Here is a 16,284-nt window from a genome sequence, read left to right as displayed (position 1 = left end):
CCGCGGCCCGCCCCGGCACCCAGCCACCCCGGCCCAGCCACCTCGGCCCCAGCGCCCCGGCGCCTCCCGGCACCCGCCCGCGCGTCGCCGTCAGCCCTCCGGAGGGGAGAAGACCACCATGATCCGCAGGTCCTCAGAAATGTGGTGAAACTTGTGCGGAACACCCGCGGGTACATAGACGACGCTGCCGCGTGCCACCGGCGTGGTCTCCGCGCCCACCGTGATCGCCGCCCGGCCGCTCATCACCAGATAGACCTCGTCCTGCTGATGCGGCTGCTGCGGATCGGTGCTGCCCGCGTCCAGGGCGTACAGCCCCACGGACATATTGCGCTCGCGCAGGAACTGTAGGTACGCCCCGTCATTCGCGGCGCGCTCCGCCTCCAGCTCGTCCAGCCGGAACGCCTTCATGCCCTCTCCACCCCTTGCTGTCTCATCTGCAACGATCGCTTCCATGAAGAATTTCGTAGTAAAGACACTCGCCAACGCGGGCGCACTTGCGGTCGCCATCTGGCTACTCAAAGACATCACCCTGACCGGTGAGAACACCGGCCGCAAGACGGTCACCCTGATTCTCGTGGCCCTGCTCTTCGGGCTGGTGAACTTTGTCGTCAAGCCGCTCGTGAAGTTTCTCTCCTTTCCCCTCTTTCTGGTCACGCTCGGCCTGTTCACGCTGGTGGTCAACGCGTTCATGTTGCTGCTGACGTCGTGGCTGGCCGATGCGGCCGACCTCAGCTTCCACGTGGACGGCTTCGGCGCGGCCTTCGTCGGGGCGTTGATCATCTCCATCGTCTCCTGGGCGCTCAACGCCGCACTGCCCGACCAGGACTGACCCGGTGCACCGCGCCGCGCGGCCCCCGGAGCAGCGCCCCGCCACCTCGCCCACCGGGCGGGAGGAGGCGGCCCCACCCCCGGTAAACCACGCGGCCACCCGAAAGGAACAAGCCATGAACGGCCCCGTAGACGAGCCCTTGAGCGGGCCCGCGGACCGACCCGCGGACCAGCCCGCAACCGACGGCCGCGCGCCCGCGCCCGCCCCGTACGACGAAGCCGGCCCGGGCGGCACGCGCGCGGGCGGGGGCGATGCGCGCGCGGTGGGGGACGGCACGCGCGCGGTCCGGGCCGGTCTGCCGGACGCGGCGGCGTACGAACCGACGCTGCCCGGGCCCGTCTTCGCGGCCCACTTCCATCTGCCGGGCGATGCGGACCCGTTGGCCGGCCCGTACACCTACGGCCGGGAGGCCAACCCGACCTGGACGCATCTGGAGCGGGCGATCACCGAGCTTGAGTGCCCGCCCGGCGCGCTGCCCGGGCCCGCCGGCGGCGCTCCCGGCGGGCCGGAAACCGTCGTCTTCGCCTCCGGTGCCGCGGCGATGTCGGCCGTACTCTTCTCGCAACTCCGCCAGGGCGACACGGTGGTGCTGCCGTCCGACGGCTACCACCTGCTGCATGCGCTGCGGGATCGGCTCAGCGGCTACGGCATTACTGTTCGTACCGCTCCCACCAGGGACGATGCCCAACTCGCGGAGTTGGAAGGGGCGCGGCTGCTGTGGCTTGAGACGCCGTCCAACCCGGGGCTCGACGTCTGCGACGTGCCCCGGCTGGTGGCGGCTGCCCACGACCGGGGCGCGCTGGTCGCGGTCGACAACACGCTGGCCACCCCGCTGGGGCAGCGCCCGCTCGCGCTCGGCGCGGACTTCTCGGTGGCCAGCGGCACCAAGGCGCTCACCGGCCACGGCGATCTGCTCCTGGGGTACGTGACCTGCCGCACGCCCGAACTCGCCGCGGCCGTACGCGCCTGGCGCAAGAGCGTGGGCGCGATCCCGGGCCCGATGGAGGCGTGGCTCGCCCACCGTTCGCTGGCCACCCTGCACCTGCGGGTCGACCGGCAGGCGACCAACGCGGTGGCGCTCGCGCGCCTGCTGCTCGACCGGCCTGAGGTCTCCGACGTCCGCCACCCGGGGCTGCCCGACGACCCCGCGCACGAGATCGCGCGCCGGCAGATGCCGCACGGGCGCTACGGCTGCGTGGTCTCGTTCACGCTCCCCGACCGCGCCCACGCACAGCGATTTCTGGCCACGTTGCGGCTGGTGGGCGATGCGACCAGCTTCGGCGGCGTGCGGTCCACGGCCGAGCGTCGCAAGCGGTGGGGCGGGGACGCCGTACCGGAGGGCTTCATCCGCTTCTCGGTCGGCGTGGAGGACACGGCGGACCTGCTCGCGGACGTCGACCGGGCGCTAACCGCGGCGGCGACGCCTGCTCCATAGCCGGGCACACGCCGAAGACGGCCATCGGGCCCCGGCCGGTGGCAGGTCCACGTACCTTCCGGCGGGTTGTTCGCGCGCATTCCGCCCGGAGTTCCGGTGGCCGTTTTCGGCACCTGCTTTCGGCGGCTGCGTTCCGTGGCCGCTCCGACCGTTCCGACTGCTTTCAGTGACCGTATTCGACGGGCATTCCGATCGGAATTTCGTGGGCACTTCAGGCGAATTCCGGCTATTTTTCGGGTGTTTCTCGCGTACGGGATGGGAGCGTTGCGTCCGCATGGGGTGAGGCCGTTGCCGTCGTACGGGGGAGGTCATTGCGGGCGTACGGGGTGAGGTGGGCGAGGTGGGTCCGGCGTGCGGCATGGCCCAAGTTGGGGCGAGGTGGGTTCGGTGCGTGGCGTGGGCCGAGTTAGGCGCGGCGGGTCCGGGCGCGTGGCGTGGGCCGAGTTGGGCGCGGTGGCGGGCCCGGGGCCGGGTCTCCGGGGGTTCCGCGGGGCCGAGTCGCCGGGGTCCTGTGAAGGGCCGGGGCGGGGCCGAGTCGCTGGGCCCCACGCGGCCGGGAGTTCCCAGGGTCCGGTGGGGCCGGGTCGCCGGGGTCCCCACGAAACCGGGAGTTCCCAGAGTTCGGCGGGGCCGGGTCGCTGGGGCCCGGGAGCGCCGCCCCGAAGGCGTCCGCGCGATCGCCCCATAAACACAACAGGCTGGCAGAACCTCCCCCCTCGTGGCTCTGCCAGCCACGGTTCAGCAGGCACGAACCGCGCCGAACCGCGCGACCTAGGCTAGTTGACTCTGCGTCAGTGTCCAATCACCCTAGCGACATGAACCTATCGACATATTTATAGTTGGGTCGCGGTGGGGCATCAGAAGCTGAGGGGAATCGATGGACCTGGCCCTGCTTCGTACGTTCATAGCGGTCTACCGCGCTGGTTCCCTCACCCGGGCCGCAAGCCTGCTCGGGCTCTCCCAACCCGCGGTCACCGGGCAGATCCGGAGCCTGGAGCGGCAGTTGGGGCGGCCGTTGTTCATCCGCGGCGCCCGGGGTGTCACACCGACCAGCGCCGCCGACGAACTGGCGCACAAGGCCGCCCCCCACATCGACGCCCTGCTGGAGATCACCGAGTCCGACGGCACGGACGTCACCTCCCGTCGCACCCTCCACCTGGGCGGCCCACCCGAGTTCACCGCCCTGCGCGTACTGCCGGCGCTCGCCCCGCTCACCCTGGACGGACTCGCCGTGCGCGCCACGTTCGGCACCGCCGACGAACTGTTCACCGGCCTCTCCGCCAGCCACTACGACCTCGCGATCACCACGTCGCAACCGCGCGGGCGGCTGCTCACCGCGACCCCGCTGTGCGACGAGGAGCACGTGCTGGTGGCCGCCCCGCGCTGGGCGGCCAGGCTCGGCACCACGCTGCTGCGCGCGAGCCGTGCGCCCGTCGCACTCCACCGCGCCCTGGAACCGGTGCCCATCATCGAGGTGCACGAGAGCCTGCCGCTGGTCACCTCGTACTGGGCGACGGTGTTCGACGCCTCCGTCACCGCGACCGCAGCCACCGTCATCGCGCCCGACCTGCGGGCGGTGCTCGCCTGTGTGATGGCCGGTTCGGGACTGGCCGTACTGCCGCGCTACCTGTGCATGGAGGCGCTGGACAAGGGCGAGGTGGTCGCCCTGCACGAGCCGCCCGTGCCGCCGCTGCGTACCTACTTCCTGGTCATGCGCACCGGTTCACCCGCGCCGCACCTCGCCCGCACGCACGACTGGCTACTGCGCGCCGCCGTCGACTGGTAGTGGCTCTACCAGGACGGACGGGGTTTCGCGCGGCGCGACGCGCGGCAGATCTCCCCTATGACCGAACGGCCCGTGGTCAAACGCACCGCCCGCGCCATCCTGCTCGACGGCGACCTAGCCACCGACGCCACGCCCCAGCTCGTCCTGATCAAACGGACCAAGCCGGGCGAAGCCCCGTACTGGATCACGCCCGGCGGGGGCGTCGAACCGGACGATCCGACCGTCGTCGACGCCCTGCACCGCGAGATGGACGAGGAACTCGGTGCCGAGGTCACCGACGTGGTGCCGGCCTTCGTGGACACCGTGCCGATCGACGCGCGCCGCGATGACCTCGCCGGCCGGCCCGTCCCCGACCAGGGCGTCAAGGTCCAGCACTTCTTCGCCTGCCGGCTCGCCAGCATGGACCTGACCAGGCGGCACGGCCCCGAGGTGGAGGAGCCGCGCGGCGAGTACGAGGTGGTGCGCGTCCCGTTCACCCGGGCGGGGGTCGCGTCGGTGGGCCTGGTTCCGCCCTCGCTCTGCGCCTTCCTTGACGCCAACATCGAGGGCGTCCGCGCCCTGCTCGCCGGCGACCTCGGCTGACGCTCCCCGCCACTCCACGGCTTGCCTTGCCCGAGCGCTGGCGTCGTCCCTGCGCTGGCTGCTGGCTGCTGGCTGCTGGCTGCTGGCTGCTGGCTGCTGGCTGCTGGCTGCTGGCTGCTGGCTAGAAGAAGGTACGTGGCTCCGGGGTGGTGTGGGGCTCGGGTGGTTCGTGGTGCCCGGCCGGTGTGTGGGCAGCGTGCGGGGCGTATGAGGAGTGGGGGGTGTCGGGGGTGTGCGGGAAGTACGGAGCGTGCGGGGCGGGGGCGTCGGCCGGAGTGGGTGTCGGGGTGTCGGCCGCTGAGGGGGTCGGGGCGTCGGCCCGCTCCTCGCCCTCCACCTCCTGGGGTATCCGCAGGTCACGCGCCGCATCGCAGTGGTCTGCCGGCCACGGGGAAGCCACTGCGTACGAGCCGAAACCGCCGTTGCCGTTGCCGTTGCTGTTGCCGTTGCTGTTGCTGTTGCTGTTGCTGTTGCTGTTGGCGTAGCCGTACGGCAGGGGGTCGCCGGAAGTCGGCGGTTCCCACGCTGCGGGTTGCGGCGCGCTGCCCCCGGGCGCCCCGGCCGACACGGGCCCCGGCATGCCGCTCCCCGGCAGCCCGATCGGCACTGGTTCCCGCACTCCTTCCTCAGGCAACCCGACCGACATGGGCTCCGGCGCACCGCCCGTACCGACCACTCCACCGTGGTCGGCCCAACCGCCATCGGCCCAACCGCCATCGGTCCAGGGCGGCGCGGGGTTGGCCGGCGGGTTGTTGGGGGGCGGGGTGTTGGCCGGCGGGATGTTGGGGGGCTGTGCCGCCGCGGCCGGGCCCGGCTGTGGGTGGGGACGGGGAGAGCTAGCGGGAGGGGACGTGGCGAACCAGCCGTTGAACGGTTCGTACCGCCCCTCCGCCGCCACGGGCGAGCGCCGCGCCCGATCGAGTACGCGTTCCACCGCCTCCCGCCATACGTCATGGCCTCCCTGCCCCCGCTCCGGCGCCTGGCCCTCGCCCTGGCGCCCGGCCGCCGCCCCTCCCGTCCCACCTACCCCGACTTCCCCACCGGCCCCCGCACGCCCCGCGGCTTCCCGCGGGGGCACCGGCGGCGGGACCTGCGGTTCGGCCGGTGCGAACGGGTACGGCAACCCGAACCCACCGGCCGGTCGCGGCGGCAGAGGAGGCAACGGCGGGGGAGGCGGCAACAGCGGAGGCCCGAACGACTGCTGTGGCACCTCCCCCGCCTGAGTCGCCGGCGCATCCGACGACACCCCGGGGGCGGACGCCAGCAAACCCGCGCCGGTAGTGGGCGGGTTCGGGCCGACGGCGAGTGCGTACGGGCCGACGGCGGCTGGGTACGAGCCCGTGACCGCCGAGTACGGGCCGGTGGCGGGTGGGTACGGGTCGACGGCGGCCGGCAGCGGGGGCGGGGGCGCAACCAGGGGCGGGGCGGAATCCGCAGCCGCAACCGGAGCCAGGGCCGAGGGCGAGGCGGAATCCGCAGCCGCGGCCGGCTCACCTGCACCACCATCGGCACGGGCACCCGCACGGGTCCGGTCAGCGTGCCGGCCCCGTACGGTGGTCCGTGCGGTGGGTGGGTCCTGCGCGCGGGCACGCGCTGCGGCAGCGGCGCCGAAGTAGTCGCCGCCCTTGCGCCGGTTGTCGTCGGTGCCCCAGGCCCGGCCCTCGCCCGGCGCCTTGCGGTCCGCCTTCACCAGGTGCGGGACGTGCTTGGCGCAGTGGATGTACGCCTCTTCCACGATCACTTCGACCCACACCGCCCCGCGTCGGCCGGGCACCGGATCGACCGGCAACTCCGGGTGCTCGACGCGCATGTCCGCATCGCTCACCACCCGGGCCCGACCATTGATGTGCAGCCCGATGCGGTCCCGCTGGAAATCCATCAGGAGCAGCGCGACATGGGGATTCCGCTCGATGTTGCCGAGGCTCGCGAAGACACCGTTTCCGCGGTACTCCGGATAGGCGAGGGTCCGCTCATCGAATACGCGTAGAAAGCCGGGCGTCCCGGCCCGGAACGTACTGTCGCACTCGCCCTTCTCATCCGAGGTCGCCAGAAAGAACATCTCCATCCGCTGGACGAACTCGCACATCAGCGCATTGAGATGGTCAAGCACCTGCTCGGAATAGAAACGGTCGGCCCGCTTCCTGGTACCGAGCCGCTGCTGCAACGCCCGCTCCCCGGCCCTGCCACCATCCGACGCGGAACCGTCCAGGTCAGGCTGGTTCATCGGCCGGTGCGCGGCGTTGACCGTGTCGAGTGCGGTGTTCCACTGCTGGTCCGCCGTGCCTGTGACGGTGCGTTCCGGCCCGGTCTCCACGTATTCCACAGTCCCGTGTCCTCGTTCGCCCCTCGTCCCCCGCATTGCATCCCCGCTGCCCATGCCGATTCCTAGCCGAGCGCCCCCACGAGTTCTTCCAACGAGTCATGGCGAATGCGGTGGGGCGGAATGCCAATACCGCGCAGGGTGTTCACGCCGCTACGGATCAGTCCGGGTGGCCCGGAAAGGTAGGCGTCATAGGCATTCCACGGACCGTATTTCCTTACAGCGTCCGGGAGTTGACCGCTCAGCCCATTGGTGGGGCCGTCCGATACGACCGGTCGCACCGAAAGCCAGGGGTGTTCGCGCGCGAGTCGGGCCATGGTCTCGATGTCGTAGAGGTCGTGGTCGCTCCGCGCGCCGTAGAAGACCTCGACCGGCCGCTGCCGGCCGTGCACCGCGACGTCCTCCACCAGGGCCTTGATCGGCGCGATGCCCGTACCGCCGCCGAGGCACAGCAGCCCGTTGCTCGTCCCGTGGTCAACGACCATGGAACCGGCGGGCGACCCCAACTTGATCTGATCGCCGGGCCGGGCGTGGTGGACCAGGGACGTGGAGACCCAGCCCGCCGGCACCGCCTTCACATGGAAGGACAGCAGCCCGTCCGTACGCGGCGCCGACGCAAACGAATAGTGTCGCCACACCCGCGGCCACCAGGGCGTTTCCAGGCTCGTGTACTGCCCGGCCCGGAACGGATAGGGCTGGTCGGGGCGGACCGTGATCACGGCTATGTCCGCCGTGCGCAACTCGTGCTCGACGATCTCGGCCTGCCACCAGGCCGGCGCGGTCAACTCGTTCTCCGCCGCAGCGTCGATCATCGTCTGCGAGATGGTGGTGTACGCCCGCACCCAGGCAGCCTCCGCGGCCTCGCCCCACGTGTTCGGCGCGTACCGGGCGAGCGCCCCCAGCAGGCTTTCGCCGACCGCCGGATAGTGCTCGGCCTGCGTCCCGTACTTCCGGTGGCCGCGGCCGAGGTGTGCCAGGTACTCGTCGAGGATCTCCGGCTCGTCCGCGTGCCGCGCGGCCGTGAGCAGCGCCTTGAACAGCCGGTCCCGCTGTGCGTCCATGGCCGCCGGGAAGAGTTCCCGCAGGTGGGGATGGTGCAGGAAGAGCAGGGCGTAGAAGTACGAGGTGACCTTGTCCGAGATCGGCTCGATCTCGGAGAGGGTGCGCCGGATGAGCTGGGTGTCGGCCGACGCGATCTCCGGCAAGTCGTCGAAGGCGCCCCCGCCGTGCTCGCTCGGGGGGCGCGCGCCGGAGGCGAGCACGCCCTCGAAGTGCGCGCCGGCCTGCGGCGGTTCGAAGGCCCGGCCCGCACGCCCGGCCGCGGACGCCCGCTCACCGCCGGTGGGCGAGGACGGCTCACCACGCCGGGCCAACTCGGCGCCACCGGCGTACGGAACGGGATCTGCATACGGAACGGAACCGTCCTGCCCGCCCGGCCCCGCCCCGCCCCCGAACTCGCGAGCCGGAACCGGCCGCAGCCCCATCGCCCCCGTCCCTTCCACGCTCTCCCTCCCCGGCCCCGGCCCTGGTACCGGTGCCGTACCGGCTCCGCCAACGGCCGCCGCGCCAGCAGCAGGGGAGAGCACCAACTCGCCGGCAGCTCCGGCTCCGGCCGCCGGCGGGGCGAGCGCCAGGTCCGGGCTCCTTGTGGTGCTGTCCAAGGGCGAAGTACCGCGCTGCGCCGGCACCCGACGCGGCCCGGCAACCTCACCGGGCGCGGCGCCCTCGTCAACCACACCAGCACGGCCCGGCGCAGACGCCCCATCCCTTACGTCCGCCCCGACTCCGGAGGGAACGGCCCCGACAGCCCCACCCACGTCAACGCTCCCGCCCGGATGCGACACGGCCGAACCCGGTGAAGACGCTGCTCCCTCAGGCCGGGACGTACCTGCGGTCCCACCAACCCGATCCACACCCGAACCCGCAGACGGCTCAGCACGACCTGGGTGCCCCGTACGCTCCGAGTGCTCAGCACGGCCCGGGTCACCCGTACGACCCAGGCCATCTGTACGCCCCGAGCCATCTGCACGCCCCGGGTGCTCGGCACGACCGGGATGATCAGCACTGCCCGGATGATCTACACGATCCGGGTGATCGGCACTGCCTGGATGATCGGCACTGCCCAGGTGGGGGCCGGTCTGCTCCCTCGACCGCTCCGTTGGCCCCGCGCGGTACGAACGCTGCGGCTCGTGCCCCGGGTGCTCCCGCATCGCCGACTCCGCCGCCACCCGCGGGCCCGCGGACCCGTTGTCCGCGCCTCGGGCCTGGCCCGGGGGCTGGTGCGCCCCCGCACGCGGAGCCCCGCCGGTCGACGCCGATCGCGGAGCCTGCGCCACGCCCGGCTCGACCGGGACCGGGAGTCCACCCGGCGCGCGCGGGGCGGAGTGCGGAGCCGTCGGTACGACGGCTTGCGTCGCTCCGCGGCCCACCGGCCTGATCGCGGCCACCGCCCGGCCCCGCGCCCGCGCCCGGCCCTGCTCCGCTGCCTCGCCAGGGGGCATCTGCCCAGGGGGCGCCTCGCCACGGGGTGCGCCCGTGCCGCCCGCGCTGGCCCGTGGCTGCGCGCCCGCCACCGCCTGGTTCCGCGGTGGGTCGTCTGCTAGCTGCTTGGTCGGAGTGAACCAGCCTCGATCACGGTTCTCGCCATGGTTGTCGCCAGAACCACCGGACTCGCTACCGTCGGCTGACGTGGTGGTCGGAGCGTTCATGGTTGCCTCGCCTCGAACATCTCTGTGCCGGACTTCGTCAGTCTTCGTCGCTGTCAGGGCCCATTACTGACCGGGTGGCTGGCCTCTCGACCAGCACGGCCGCAGCCACCGCGACACCCCTGCCTCGATGGCGGACAGCGGGCGGCATGCACCCCGAGCCCCACGTCCCCTTCCCCTCCCCGACGCGGAACTCTTCGCTCAGCGACTCGCAAACGGCGTGCGCCCTACCCGGCCCGCCGTCCTTGCGCCCCAGGGCATCCGTCACCGCCCGGGACCGGTTTCCGAACCGTTGCTCAGATCCTGGACTTCTCGCCCGCCCCGCTCGGTTCCCTACGAGCTGTCGCGCGATATGCCCATCAGTCCCTCAGGTGGTGATACGCCTGGTGTGTGGCGCTGCGTCGGCCAGCGTGGCAGCCGCGTCCGCACCTCGGGGCAATAGTTCTGAACTCCCCTTACCAGTACTCCCGTTCCCGATAGGCTGGGCTCACCGGTCTACCCCGCGGGGGTACCCGATGGCGTTCTCACGTTCGAACGGGGTTGACCATACCCGGCCCGGATAAATGCACAAGCCCCGTGCCGACGAGCCCTTATGTCCCCCTTATCGACGCAATTACCGGCGGTTGCTGGTCAATTCGTACGCGGCCCGCAGATCGCGCCCCACGTATGCATATGAGGCCAGTCCGCTCAGGTGCTGGTCAGCGTTAACCGCGATGGACACGGGCAGCGCGGCGAACAGTTCGGCGTCCGACATGGAGTCTCCATACGCCACACATTCCGACCGCTTCACCCCGAACCTCTCACATAGTTCATCCGCGATCTTCACCTTCGCCGCCGGATTGAGGATGCCGTCCGGCCGCACCGGCTCCCGGAACGGCACCGCCGGAAATCGCGAGCCGTACGCGGCGTGCGCTCCCCACTCCAGCAAGCGCTGTACGAAGAAGTCCGGCGAGAGCGATATCACCGCACACCGCTCACCACGCGCCGCTATATCGGCCCATACCTCTCGTATCCCAACCAGCCACGGCGCCCCCTCAAATGCGTCCACCACCTGCTGTTCCGTGAGTTCTGCCCACAACTCACGCACTCGAAGGGCGAACTCCGGGGGCCCCAGCACTCCGCCGGCGAATGCCCGCTCCAACTCGGCTATCTCGCGCTCAAGCCCCAGTTGCCGCGATATCTCGATGGGTGCGGCCGACCCGTAGATCAACGTCCCGTCCAGGTCAAACAGATGCAGTCTGGTCATGACTGCCGAGAGTAGAACCCCCACCTCAATCCCTCCTCCCCACCCTGCGACCACGACCACGACCGTCACCATCGCCCCGACCCGGCACTACTGCCGCCTCGCCCCGCCCGACGGCCGCAGATCTCATCTCCTCCGCCTCGCCCGGCCCGCACGGCCTACCGCCCCCGTCGTAGCCGACCGCTCCCCGCCAGCAGGCGCCCGCCCACCGGCCGGCACCACACGATCACCGCTGCTGACCTGCCGCGCCGTGGCCCCTTCCGGCCAGGCCCGCGGCGTGGTGCGGATCAGTCGACCTCGAATGGCTGGTCGTCGGCGTGGGTCCCGGCCACTCGACTGCTCCCGGCGGAGGCCCCACGGATACTCTCGCCGTGCGACGCGCCGCGCGGGCGACCGCGGCAGCGTGAGAGGCATGCGCCAGCTCTCCAGATCCTCCCGTCGTGTCCTGGTCGTCTTCCATGTCGTCGCTTCCGTCGGCTGGCTCGGCGTCACCCTCGGGCTCCTCGCCCTCGCCGTCGCGGGGGTGACGAGCGACTCGCCTGCGGAGACCGAGGCGGCCTTTCGCTCGATGAAAGTGTTCGGCGATTGGTTGATCATTCCGTTGAGCCTGTCGGCCCTGGTCACGGGGCTGGTACTGGCTCTCGGTACGCCCTGGGGCCTGGCCCGGCACCGCTGGGTCCTGACAAAGTTCTGGCTGACCCTCGCCACCGCCGCGCTCTCGGCGTTCTCCCTACGAGCCGGCATCAACGAGGTGGCAGCACAGGCCGTGGCCGGCGAAGAGGTGGCGAACAAGGCCAACGTGATCATCCCGCCCGCGGTCTCCCTGGCCACCTACGTCTTCATCACCGCCATCTCCGTACTCAAGCCGTGGGGCCCGACGGGTCGGGGCCGGCGCCACCGACGTCAGGTCGTGAGGTCCGCGGCCGACTGAGCCACCGGCCGCCCCGCCGGGAGCTTCGCCGCAGGCTCCGCCCCGGTGGCGGCTGCGGCGTCGCTCGTGCCGGCGACCGGGCCACCCGCCTGGACGACACGGCTCGGCACAGCCGGAGCTTCGCTCTGCTGCCGGCGCTCCAGCCGGGCCGAGAAGGCCGCGACACCCAGGGCGGATATGACCAGCCCCACACCGACCAGGTTGGGCGCCGTGTACCCGAAGCCGGCGGATATGACCAGGCCACCGAGGTAGGCGGCGAGTGCGTTGCCCAGGTTGAAGGCGGCGAGGTTGGCCGCCGAGGCGAGCGTGGGGGCCTCCGCCGCGTGGTCCATGACCCGCTTCTGGAGCGGGGGCACCGTCGCGAAGCCGAAGAGACCGATCAGGAAGAGGGTGAACGTGGCGGCGATCTTGTCGTGCGCGGTGAGGGTGAAGAGCCCGAGGACTGTCCCCAGGCCGATGAGGCTCGTGTAGAGCAACCGCATGGGGTGCCGGTCGGCGTACCGGCCGCCGATCACATTGCCCGCCACCATGCCGAGGCCGAACACCGCAAGCAGCCACATCACGCTGGACTCGGCGAACCCTGCCGTCTCGGTCATCATCGGCGTCACGTACGTGATGGCCGCGAACACGCCGCCGAAGCCCAGCACCGTCATCGCCATGGCCAGCCAGACCTGCGGGTTGCGGAAGGCCCCGAACTCCTTGCGGAGCTCGGCTGCCGCCGGCTCCGGGCGGGCCGGCACCCACTTGGCGACACCGAGCAGACCGATCACACCGAGCGCGGCCACAAGGAAGAAGGTGACGCGCCATCCCACGTGCTGGCCGATCAGCGTGCCGGGCGGGGCGCCAACGACGTTGGCCAGCGTCAGCCCCATGAACATGCTCGCGATCGCACCGGCCCGCTTGTTCGGGGCGACCAGGTCAGCGGCGACCACCGAGCCGACGCCGAAGAACGCGCCATGGGTGAGCGACGCGAGGACGCGCCCCATGAGCAGCACACCGAAGGCGGGGGCCAGCGCCGTGACCAGGTTCCCCGCGATGAACAGCCCCATCAGCATCAACAGCATCTGTTTGCGGGTGAGCCTGGTCCCCAGCGCCGTCATGAACGGGGCTCCTATGACGACCCCGAGGGCGTACCCGGTCACGGCATAGCCCGCGGTGGGGATCGAGACGCCGAAGCTGTCCGACACCTCCGGCAGCAGGCCCATGATCACGAACTCAGTAACCCCGATGCCAAAGGCCCCTATGGCCAAGGCCAGCAACGCGAGCGGCATGACGCGACCCTCCAGGAAATTGCGCGGAACGACTACGAGCTCCCACAATAATTGCAGACGCGCTATATTGGCAAGCGCCGGCTATTTCGCTGGTGGCCTATCCTTGTTCGTACGACACCGAAGGGGGCGTCCCATGGCACAACGGCTGAACCCGACCACGGACCAGCAGCACGCTGCCGACCAGGGGAAAGACCTGAGTACTGGCCTTGATCGGACACCATCGCCGACCCCGGGCAACCTCACGGAGCCCGCCGGCGACACCTCCGAAAATCAGCTCCGGACCCCCGACGGAGAGCCCGGCGAGCCGCAGGCCGCCCTCCCTGGGCGCTCCCTCGCCCAGGGCTGGTGCGCCCTGTCCGCGCTCCACAGCCGCCTGGAGTCCCACATCGAGCGTGCGCTGGAGGCCGAGGCCGAGCTGAGCGTGCGGGAGTATTCGGTGCTCGACGTGTTGAGCGACCAGCACGACGGCGACGGCGGCCACCTGCGCATGAACCAGCTCGCCGACGTCGTCGTACTCAGTCAGAGCGCCACCACGCGCCTGGTCAGCCGGCTTGAGGAGCGCGGCCTACTGGTCCGCTACCTCTGCCCGACCGACCGCCGCGGGATCTACACCAACGTCAGTGACGATGGCCGGAAGCTGTTGGAGCGCGCCCGCCCCGTCCACGACGTCGCCCTCCGCGAGGCCCTTCAAGAGGCGGCCAAACGCCCCGAATTGGAGCCTTTGGTGACGGCTGTCCGTACCCTGGGGCGGGTCCCGGCCTCCATATGACCGGGGCGTAGCCTCCGGATCATGAGCGATTTCGAGAAGCCCGACACGGCTGCGGTCGAGTTCCGGCGGGCGCAGGCCGATGACCTGCCCGCCATCGTGGCGATGCTGGCGGACGACGCGCTGGGAGCACAGCGCGAATCGCCCAACGACCTCGCCCCGTACACCGCTGCCTTCGAGCGAATAGCCAGTGATCCGAACCAGTGGCTGGTGGCGGCCGTGCGCGACGGCCGTCTCGTAGGCACGCTCCAGCTCACCTTCATCCCGGGCCTGTCCCGCCGCGGAGCCACCCGTTCTCTCATCGAGGGAGTGCGGGTGCACTCCGACGAGCGTGGCAGCGGCCTCGGTACGCAACTGATCGAGTGGGCCATCGACGCATCACGCCAGGCGGGCTGCCAGTTGGTCCAGCTCACCTCGGACGCAACGCGCATCGACGCACACCGCTTCTACGAGCGCCTCGGCTTCGAGGCGTCCCACCTGGGATTCAAGCTACAGCTCTGACCAGGGCGTACGCCGACCTCCCGAGTGGCGGACCGGTCGGCGGTGCACGGATGCATGAGTGCAGGGGGGCACCATGGTGCACGCGTACGTCAGAAGACTCTTCACTCGGCTAATTCGGCTAGTTCGACGCCCGAACATGCGGGAGCGCGGCTGCGTCGTCCCCGACGCAACCGCGCCCCCGACCACCCACAGGAGACATCCGCCGTGGCGGTGTCACCACCAGCCATCAGAGGGCTTTCAGGTCAATCGCTTCGGCCATCACCCGGTAGCCGGCGTCGTTCGGGTGCTTGTGGTCGCCGCTGTCGTACGCGGGGTCCAGCGCCTGCGGGTCCTCCGGCGAGGCCAGCGCCCCGGCGAAGTCCACGTAGGCATCGAACTCGCCCGAGGTCCGTATCCAGGTGTTGATCCGCTGGCGCTTCGCCTCGGCCCGCGCCGTGTGGTACTCCGCACCCTTGAAGGGCAGGATCGTCGCACCCATGACCCGGACGCCACGCGCATGGGCGCGAGCGATCAGTTCTCGGTAGCCAGCGATCAACTCATCGGCAGAGAGCTGCGGGTTGGGCTGGTAGGTCGGCATGTTCACCTCGCTGAAGCCGATGTCGTTCAGCCCCTCGAAGACGATCACCGAGCTCACCCCCGGCTTGTCCAGGACGTCCCGGTCGAAGCGGTCCAGGGCCCGGTCCCCGTACCAAGCCGAGTCGTTGAGCAGCAGGTTCCCACCGATACCCGAGTTGAGCACGGGCCGCGGGGTGCCGGCAGCGGCAAAGCGCTCCGCCAGTCGGTCCGGGTAGCGCCGGTCGGCGTTCACGGTCGAGCCGAACCCGTCGGTGATCGAATCCCCGAACGCCACCACCGCGCCCCGACGCGCCGCCGTCGGGCCCTTGCCTCCGGCGCGCTGGTCACCGGAGCGCGCCCCGTCGCCACCGGCCGCCCCAGGCACCCCACGGCGCGTACCCGCACCACCGCGCCGCTCACCCGTCAGTTCCACATCGGCGAGGTAGTACCAGGAGTGGGTCTGCTCCCCGAAGGCCGATCCGGTGCGGTCCCGTCGATGGTCGCCCTGGGCCCGGTAGCTGCTGGCGTACGCCTGGGCGTGGAAGGTCGCGGGGCCGGTGGGCTCGGCGAAGTACAGCGTCACCGTCACCTTCTCGAACGGCTTGACCTGCAACGGGGCCGCATCACTCGTGCGCTCGCCACCAGCCGGAATGGTCAGCCGCGAATGATCGCCGAAGGTCAGCGTGCGCAGCGTGTGCGGTCGTACGGAGGCATCGCCGGCACTGCGTGCGATGGTCGCCCCGGCCACCTTGAGCGGCTTGTCGCCGTAGCGGTTGGAGAGCTTGATGCGGGCCTGACTGCCGCCGCTGGTGACCCGTACGACCTGCCGAACGGTCTGCCGGGCGAAGCCCCGCTCCGACCAGTTCTCCTCAAAACCCGAGCTGGGGCGCTGCACGGGCGCGGCCCACCCAGCAGTCCACGGGGCGTGACCGGGGCTCCGATCAGCGTCGCCGGCCGTGTTCGTGCTGGTCGCCGAAGCGGTGGTCGATGTCTCGGTGGCCGACGCGGGGCGGGGCCGGGCGCCGGCAACGCTCGCTCCGGCGAGCGTTGCGGTGAGCGCGACGAGCGTGGTGGCGAGGCGTAGCGGTGTGGAACGCATGGCTGTTTCTCCTGGTGACGAGGGGGCCGCGGCGCCGGTGCGGGAGTTTCCGCAGCGGTTCGGGCCGTTCGGAGAACAGCGTGCGACAGTGGGAACTTCGGACCCAGCCACCGCCTGTGCGTAGGCGGCCCGTGCCTACGCAACGGCTGCGTACGACTGGCAGGGTCAGGTTGTGCCCTTGCACGCCTCCCTGGCACACGCGCCCGCCCATCGCCAAGAGGTGTTAAGAGACGGCAAGGGGCGGGCGGGCGCGCCAGACCT

General features: G+C 71.1%; 13 protein-coding genes. 7 read left to right on the top strand and 6 right to left on the bottom strand.

Annotated elements, in window-relative coordinates; genetic code table 11:
* Positions 1-90: 90 nt before the first annotated feature.
* Complete coding sequence (locus AAHZ94_RS03790; protein WP_349990491.1) at positions 91-408, bottom strand: cupin domain-containing protein; 318 nt, start codon at positions 406-408, stop codon at positions 91-93.
* Positions 409-451: 43 nt separating this feature from the next.
* Here AAHZ94_RS03790 and AAHZ94_RS03785 point away from each other — a divergent pair, with 43 nt between their 5' ends.
* The 4 genes from AAHZ94_RS03785 to AAHZ94_RS03770 all read left to right on the top strand — a co-directional run bounded on the left by AAHZ94_RS03785 (position 452) and on the right by AAHZ94_RS03770 (position 4,632).
* Positions 452-829 carry a phage holin family protein gene (locus AAHZ94_RS03785; protein WP_349990489.1) on the top strand — a complete coding sequence of 126 codons (378 nt, stop codon included), beginning with the start codon at positions 452-454 and terminating at the stop codon, positions 827-829.
* Between the two features lie 115 nt (positions 830-944).
* Entirely contained in the window at positions 945-2,264 is a 1,320-nt protein-coding gene (locus AAHZ94_RS03780; RefSeq protein WP_349990488.1) for a cystathionine gamma-lyase, read from the top strand.
* An 877-nt stretch (positions 2,265-3,141) separates the two neighbouring features.
* A complete protein-coding gene (locus tag AAHZ94_RS03775; protein ID WP_349990486.1) occupies positions 3,142-4,050 on the top strand; it encodes a LysR family transcriptional regulator in 909 nt (302 codons plus the stop codon).
* A 57-nt stretch (positions 4,051-4,107) separates the two neighbouring features.
* Positions 4,108-4,632 (top strand): NUDIX domain-containing protein, encoded by a 525-nt coding sequence (locus AAHZ94_RS03770; RefSeq protein ID WP_349990484.1) that lies wholly within the window; start codon positions 4,108-4,110, stop codon positions 4,630-4,632.
* A gap of 121 nt (positions 4,633-4,753) precedes the next feature.
* On the opposite strand, the gene AAHZ94_RS36320 is transcribed toward AAHZ94_RS03770, so the two are convergent.
* The 3 genes from AAHZ94_RS36320 to AAHZ94_RS03755 all read right to left on the bottom strand — a co-directional run bounded on the left by AAHZ94_RS36320 (position 4,754) and on the right by AAHZ94_RS03755 (position 10,903).
* On the bottom strand, positions 4,754-6,955 hold the full coding sequence (locus AAHZ94_RS36320) for a pyridoxamine 5'-phosphate oxidase family protein (RefSeq protein WP_502964570.1): 2,202 nt from the start codon (positions 6,953-6,955) through the stop codon (positions 4,754-4,756).
* Between the two features lie 62 nt (positions 6,956-7,017).
* Positions 7,018-8,541 carry a globin domain-containing protein gene (locus AAHZ94_RS03760; RefSeq protein WP_502964571.1) on the bottom strand — a complete coding sequence of 508 codons (1,524 nt, stop codon included), beginning with the start codon at positions 8,539-8,541 and terminating at the stop codon, positions 7,018-7,020.
* A gap of 1,729 nt (positions 8,542-10,270) precedes the next feature.
* Positions 10,271-10,903, bottom strand: coding sequence for an HAD family hydrolase (locus AAHZ94_RS03755; protein ID WP_349990483.1), 633 nt, complete (start codon positions 10,901-10,903; stop codon positions 10,271-10,273).
* A 409-nt stretch (positions 10,904-11,312) separates the two neighbouring features.
* On the opposite strand from AAHZ94_RS03755, the gene AAHZ94_RS03750 reads away from it, so the two are divergent.
* Positions 11,313-11,831, top strand: coding sequence for a DUF2269 family protein (locus tag AAHZ94_RS03750; protein WP_349990482.1), 519 nt, complete (start codon positions 11,313-11,315; stop codon positions 11,829-11,831).
* On the opposite strand, the gene AAHZ94_RS03745 is transcribed toward AAHZ94_RS03750, so the two are convergent.
* Positions 11,804-13,102 (bottom strand): MFS transporter, encoded by a 1,299-nt coding sequence (locus tag AAHZ94_RS03745; RefSeq protein WP_349990480.1) that lies wholly within the window; start codon positions 13,100-13,102, stop codon positions 11,804-11,806. The two genes, AAHZ94_RS03750 and AAHZ94_RS03745, sit on opposite strands and share 28 nt — an antisense overlap.
* Positions 13,103-13,454: 352 nt before the next feature.
* On the opposite strand from AAHZ94_RS03745, the gene AAHZ94_RS03740 reads away from it, so the two are divergent.
* Positions 13,455-13,871: a MarR family winged helix-turn-helix transcriptional regulator gene (locus AAHZ94_RS03740; RefSeq protein WP_349990493.1), complete on the top strand. Its 417-nt coding sequence runs from the start codon at positions 13,455-13,457 to the stop codon at positions 13,869-13,871.
* 21 nt (positions 13,872-13,892) lie between these two features.
* Complete coding sequence (locus AAHZ94_RS03735) at positions 13,893-14,369, top strand: GNAT family N-acetyltransferase (protein WP_349990478.1); 477 nt, start codon at positions 13,893-13,895, stop codon at positions 14,367-14,369.
* A gap of 226 nt (positions 14,370-14,595) precedes the next feature.
* Here AAHZ94_RS03735 and AAHZ94_RS03730 read toward each other — a convergent pair whose 3' ends face one another.
* Positions 14,596-16,023, bottom strand: a complete 1,428-nt coding sequence (locus AAHZ94_RS03730) for an SGNH/GDSL hydrolase family protein (protein ID WP_349990477.1) — start codon at positions 16,021-16,023, stop codon at positions 14,596-14,598.
* Between the last annotated feature and the right edge of the window lie 261 nt (positions 16,024-16,284).

Origin of the sequence: Streptomyces sp. HSW2009 (assembly GCF_040240285.1) — a bacterium.
Lineage (GTDB): Bacteria > Actinomycetota > Actinomycetes > Streptomycetales > Streptomycetaceae > Streptomyces.
Note: the sequence above shows the minus strand (reverse complement) of the source record. Positions and strands in the feature narration are given on the sequence as shown.

What these genes read in the sequence shown, in the direction of transcription:
- AAHZ94_RS03790 (WP_349990491.1), bottom strand. Translation starts at nt 408, where the DNA reads ATGAAGGCGTTCCGGCTGGACGAGCTGGAGGCGGAGCGCGCCGCGAAT.
- AAHZ94_RS03785 (WP_349990489.1), top strand. Translation starts at nt 452, where the DNA reads ATGAAGAATTTCGTAGTAAAGACACTCGCCAACGCGGGCGCACTTGCG.
- AAHZ94_RS03780 (WP_349990488.1), top strand. Translation starts at nt 945, where the DNA reads ATGAACGGCCCCGTAGACGAGCCCTTGAGCGGGCCCGCGGACCGACCC.
- AAHZ94_RS03775 (WP_349990486.1), top strand. Translation starts at nt 3,142, where the DNA reads ATGGACCTGGCCCTGCTTCGTACGTTCATAGCGGTCTACCGCGCTGGT.
- AAHZ94_RS03770 (WP_349990484.1), top strand. Translation starts at nt 4,108, where the DNA reads ATGACCGAACGGCCCGTGGTCAAACGCACCGCCCGCGCCATCCTGCTC.
- AAHZ94_RS03755 (WP_349990483.1), bottom strand. Translation starts at nt 10,903, where the DNA reads ATGACCAGACTGCATCTGTTTGACCTGGACGGGACGTTGATCTACGGG.
- AAHZ94_RS03750 (WP_349990482.1), top strand. Translation starts at nt 11,313, where the DNA reads ATGCGCCAGCTCTCCAGATCCTCCCGTCGTGTCCTGGTCGTCTTCCAT.
- AAHZ94_RS03745 (WP_349990480.1), bottom strand. Translation starts at nt 13,102, where the DNA reads ATGCCGCTCGCGTTGCTGGCCTTGGCCATAGGGGCCTTTGGCATCGGG.
- AAHZ94_RS03735 (WP_349990478.1), top strand. Translation starts at nt 13,893, where the DNA reads ATGAGCGATTTCGAGAAGCCCGACACGGCTGCGGTCGAGTTCCGGCGG.
- AAHZ94_RS03730 (WP_349990477.1), bottom strand. Translation starts at nt 16,023, where the DNA reads ATGCGTTCCACACCGCTACGCCTCGCCACCACGCTCGTCGCGCTCACC.